Annotated in this window: 6 protein-coding genes; all 6 read left to right on the forward strand. The window is 65.2% G+C overall.

All coding sequences use genetic code 11. From position 1 onward, the window contains the following. Positions 1-302 (forward strand): cobalamin-binding protein (locus tag HPY83_19580; GenBank protein ID NPV10148.1); only part of this gene is annotated, 302 nt, incomplete at its 5' end. Positions 303-456: 154 nt separating this feature from the next. Continuing rightward, complete coding sequence (locus HPY83_19585) at positions 457-1,209, forward strand: rRNA pseudouridine synthase (protein ID NPV10149.1); 753 nt, start codon at positions 457-459, stop codon at positions 1,207-1,209. Further along, entirely contained in the window at positions 1,202-1,888 is a 687-nt protein-coding gene (locus HPY83_19590; protein NPV10150.1) for a (d)CMP kinase, read from the forward strand. Before HPY83_19585 ends, HPY83_19590 begins: the two co-directional genes overlap by 8 nt. Continuing rightward, positions 1,872-2,666, forward strand: a complete 795-nt coding sequence (locus tag HPY83_19595) for a 1-acyl-sn-glycerol-3-phosphate acyltransferase (protein NPV10151.1) — start codon at positions 1,872-1,874, stop codon at positions 2,664-2,666. Before HPY83_19590 ends, HPY83_19595 begins: the two co-directional genes overlap by 17 nt. Next, positions 2,644-3,789, forward strand: a complete 1,146-nt coding sequence (gene nifV / locus HPY83_19600; GenBank protein NPV10152.1) for a homocitrate synthase — start codon at positions 2,644-2,646, stop codon at positions 3,787-3,789. The genes HPY83_19595 and nifV overlap by 23 nt, the downstream gene beginning before the upstream one ends. After that, positions 3,777-4,904, forward strand: a 1,128-nt coding sequence (aksA, locus tag HPY83_19605) for a homoaconitate hydratase (protein ID NPV10153.1), incomplete at its 3' end; no start/stop codon positions are given. The genes nifV and aksA, both read left to right, overlap by 13 nt.

The following is a 4,904-nucleotide window of genomic DNA, read 5'->3' on the forward strand; positions in this document are numbered from 1 at the left end:
TGGAGGGGGCCGGCTTCAACGTGGTGGACCTGGGGGTGGACGTATCGCCGGAGAAGTTCCTGGAAGCGGTGCGGGACCACAAGCCCAAGGTGGTGGGGCTCTCGGCGCTTCTCACCACTACCATGCCAGCCATGAGGACGACGATCGAGGCGCTGAAGGAAGCGGGGGTGCGGGACTCGGTGAAGGTGATGATCGGGGGAGCCCCGGTGACCCAGCGCTACGCCGACGAGATCGGGGCCGATGGCTACGCTCCCGATGCCGCCTCCGCCGTGGACGTGGCCCGCTCCCTCACCGCTGCCTGACCTGTATCTGCTCGCGCGCCCAGCGGACTCGCTACACGGCCCCAGGGCCTTCCTGGGGCCGTGTTCCGTCAATCCGCGTCGAGGGCAGTCCGCCTCGAGCGATGCACCGAGCTCATACGCAGCACACGTTGGTGCTCCGTGTTATAATGGCGCGATGAGTCAGGTGAGGCCCTTGCAGAGCCATCCACAGCGCCTTCAGAAAGCGCTAGCCCACGCAGGCGTAGGGTCCCGCCGATCCATAGAGAACCTGATTAGGGGCGGGCGCGTCTCGGTGAACGGCCAGCCAGCCATTCTGGGGCAGAAGGTTGGCGCGCGCGATCAGGTGCTCGTGGACGGCCAGTTGGTGTCCCTTCGGCCCGAGGGTTTGGCCTACTATGCCCTGCACAAGCCGGCAGGCGTTATCACCAGCGTCCGTGACGAGCTTGGCCGCAGGACGGTCATGGACTTGGCGACGGTCCCCGAGAGAGTGTACCCGGTTGGCCGTTTGGATGCTGATAGCGAAGGGCTCGTCCTTCTCACCAACGATGGCGAGCTAGCCCATCGGCTCACTCACCCCCGGCACTCGGTGCCCAAGGTCTACCAGGTCTGGCTGAGGGGGAAGGTGACCCCCTCCGCGGTCTCGCGGCTGCTCCAGGGCGTGACCCTGGACGACGGCCCAGCGCGGGCTGAGCGCGTAGAAGTGCTGCGCGTCGGTCAGGAGTCCAGCGTATTGCGCCTCACGCTCAAAGAGGGACGCAAGCGGCAGGTCCGCAGGATGTGTGAGGTCATCGGCCATCCGGTGGAGAGGCTCCGGCGCATCGCTATCGGCCCCCTGCGCCTGGGCGACTTGAGTCCTGGGCGCTGGCGGCGGCTCAGTCCGTCCGAGGTCCGGGTGCTTCGGCAGCAGGTTGGGCTACCGCATGTGTAAGCCTAGTACCATAGCCATTGATGGGCCGGCTGGCTCCGGGAAGACCACCGTCGGGGCGGAGCTGGCATCCCGGCTGGGATACGTTTTCTTCGACACCGGGGTGGTCTACCGCGCCGCCACGCTGGCAGCGCTGCGAGCCGGTGTGCCCGTGAGCGACGAGCAGGCCGTGGTGCGCGTCGTGGAGAGCATGGACCTCCAGGTCGGTCCGCCCGATGTGGAAGACGGGCGCACCAGTACGGTCAGGCTAGACGGTGAGGACGTCACCTGGGAGCTCCGGCAGTCCTCGGTGGACGACAACGTCTCCGCCGTGTCAGCCCATCCGCAGGTGCGGGAGCGTCTCCGCGACCTGCAGCGCCAGGTAGCCAGCCAAGGGAGAGTGGTGGTAGTGGGTCGGGACATCGGCACCGTGATCTTGCCCGAAGCCGATCTTAAGGTGTACCTGGATGCGTCGCTGGAGGAACGGGCTCGCCGGCGCCACGCCGAGGCAGTGGCACGGGGCGCCAGCATCAGTTACGAGCAAGCTTTGCAGAACGTCTGCGATCGGGACCGCATAGACTCGGGGCGCGCGGTCGCGCCTCTGCGCCGCGCTCCTGATGCCCACTACGTGGACAGCACCGCGATCGGCGTCGCCGAGGTGGTGCGGCTCTTGGAGAAGCTTGTCTGTGACCGAGACGACTGAGTGCCCGATGAACCGGTGGCACTTTCCGCTGAAGAGGCTGCTCCGCTTCCTGCTGGGGCTGTTCCTACGCGTAGAGTGGGGCGAACGCGAGCTAGTACCGGCAGAAGGGCCGGTGGTGATATACTTCAATCATTCCAATTGGATAGACCCTCTGGTGGCCGCCGCCATGGTGGACCGCGAGGTGGCCATCATGGGCAAAGCGCAGCTGTTTCGGGTGCCGATCGTGCGAATGGTGCTGAGGGCCTACGGCGTGTTCCCCGTGAGACGCCAAGAGGGCGACCTCCGCGCCTTCAGGACCGCGCTCAGCGTGCTCGAGCGGGGTGCCGTCCTTATCGTAGCCCCCGAAGGGACCCGCAGCCACGACGGAGTCCTTCAGCGCGGGAAGCCGGGAATGGTGTACCTCGCGCTCCGCTCGGACGCATGGGTCCAGCCGGTGGCTATACTGGGAGTGCTGGAGTTCCGGCGCCATGTGCGTCGGCTCAGGCGCACACCGGTTCAGGTTCGGTTCGGCCAGCCCTTCAAACTGCCCTGGGGCCAGGGCAGACCCTCACACCAGGAGGGGCTGGCGCTGATAGATGAGGCAATGTACAAGCTGGCGGCACTGATGCCCCCAGAACTGCGCGGCTTCTACGCAGACGCGGATGTCCAGGTTGCCGCGCTTGCCGCCTGCAGTGCCAGCGCGGCACGAGGTGTAGACAACCAGTTTGGAGGCGATAACCGTGAGTACAGAGGGACTCCACCTGCCGCCAGGGGATATCGCGCATCGCATCCGCATTGACGACACTACGCTGCGCGATGGAGAGCAGACCGCCGGCGTCGTCTTCGCCAATGATGAGAAGGTCCACATCGCTCGGCTCTTGGCCGAGGTGGGTGTGGACCAGATCGAGGCGGGCATTCCTGCCATGGGTGGAGACGAGAAGGAGGCCATCACCCGCATCGTGAACCTGGGCCTCCCCATCAGCGTGCTGGCCTGGAATCGAGCTGTCATCGGCGACATCCAGGACTCCATCGACTGTGGCGTGGACGCGGTGGCCATCTCCATCTCAGCGTCAGACATTCACATTCAGCACAAGCTCCGCCGGAGCCGAGAGTGGGTGCTGGAGTCGGTGAGCAAGTCCTGTGAGTTCGCCAAGCAGCACGACTTGTACGTCTCCGTCAACGCGGAGGATGCCTCTCGTGCCGACATGGAGTACCTCCTCCAGTTCGCCCGCAACGCCAAGCAAGCCGGAGCCGACCGGCTCCGGTTCTGCGATACGGTGGGGGTGCTCGATCCCTTTGCCACCTACGATCGGGTCAAGCTCATCCGTGATGAGGTCGGCATAGACATCGAGATGCACACCCACAACGATTTCGGCATGTCCACTGCCAACGCCATCGCCGGCGTGATGGCTGGAGCTTCGTGGGTGAACACCACCGTGAACGGCTTGGGCGAACGGGCCGGCAATGCCGTGCTGGAGGAGTTCGTCATGGCCCTCAAGTACGTGTTCGGGCTCGACCTGGGCCTCAAGACGGCCAGGTTCCGCGAGCTCTGCGAGTACGTGGCCAACGCCTCCAATCGGCCCATTCCGACGTGGAAGCCGATCACGGGGGCCAACCTCTTCGTGTACGAGTCGGAGGGCCGGGCCAGCGGCGTCCTGCGGGACCCGTCCACGTACGAGATCTTCGCTCCCGGAGACGTGGGGCTGCTGCGCCGCTTCGTGTTCGGCAAATACTCCGGCCCTAGCGTCCTACGCCAGAAGCTGCGGCAGTATGGTCGGGAGCTGGACGAAGACCAGGTTGACCAGCTGGTGGCGGACCTGCGCGAGAAAAGCATCGCTCTGAAGCGAGCCCTGTTCGACGAAGAGGTCTTGCAGGAGTACGAAGACCTGCGCCGACTGGGAGTAAACATATGGCGATCCTGACCCCACTTGAGCAAGAAATCGGCCTCATAGACACCACCCTTCGCGACGGCGAGCAGACAGCCGGCGTCGTCTTCGCCCGCCACGAGAAGGTGCGCATCGCCTCTCTGCTCGATGAGATCGGAGTGAAGGCCGCCGAGATAGGCTACCCCGTCCTAGGGGAGCACGAGCAGGAGACCATCCGCACCGTGGTGGACCTGAACCTGGGCCTTACGCCGACCGCCTTCTGCCGGGCCCGGGTCGAGGACGTGGAAGCTGCCGCCGCCGCGCGGGCGCCGGCCATCGTCATCTCCATCTCCACTTCGGACATCCACATCGAGCGCCGCTTCGGCGAGAGCCGCGCCTGGGTGCTGGATCAGATGGCCACAGCGAGCCGCCGGGCCAGAGAGCTCGGCCTACGCTTCACCGTGAGTGCCGAGGATGCCTCTCGCACCGACCTTGCCTTCCTGCGCCAGTACTACTCTGTGGGCATCGAAGAGGGGGCTGAGCGCGTCCGCTATTGCGATACCCTCGGCGTCGACCACCCATTCGGCATATACCGTCGCGTCCGAGAGCTTAAGGAGGCCCTGCCGGTCCCGCTCGAGCTGCACATGCATGACGACTTCGGCATGGCTACCGCCAATGTCATGTCCGGCCTCCGAGGTGGGGCCGATGGTATGGCGGTATCCATCGGTGGCCTGGGCGAGCGCACGGGCAACTCCTCGCTGGAAGAGGTGGTCATGGCCCTGAAGTACCTCTACGGGAGGGACCTGGGCATAGACACCGCCCGTTTCCGCGAAGTAGTGGAATACGTCGCCGACGCGAGCTCTCGGGCGGTGCCAGTCTGGAAGACCATCGTCGGTACGAACGTGTTCGCCCACGAGTCGGGCATACACGTGGACGGCGTCCTCAAGAATCCCCAGAACTACGAGGTCTTTAGCCCGGAAGAAGTGGGGCTGGAGCGGCAGCTGGTAGTGGGCAAGCACTCCGGGTCCCATACCATCTACCACAAGTTCAAGGAGTTCGGCGGCGAGCTCACTCAGGAGGAGTCGGCTGAGATCCTGGCCCTGGCGCGCGAGATGGCCGTGGACCTGAAGCGCGCGCTCTTCGACAAGGAGTTGATGTACATATACCGTGAC

This window comes from Anaerolineae bacterium, from assembly GCA_013178015.1.
GTDB lineage: Bacteria > Chloroflexota > Anaerolineae > DRVO01 > DRVO01 > Ch71.

Excerpts from the sequence above, each read along its gene's own strand:
- HPY83_19590 (NPV10150.1), top strand. The coding sequence starts at position 1,202 with ATGTGTAAGCCTAGTACCATAGCCATTGATGGGCCGGCTGGCTCCGGG.
- HPY83_19585 (NPV10149.1), top strand. The coding sequence starts at position 457 with ATGAGTCAGGTGAGGCCCTTGCAGAGCCATCCACAGCGCCTTCAGAAA.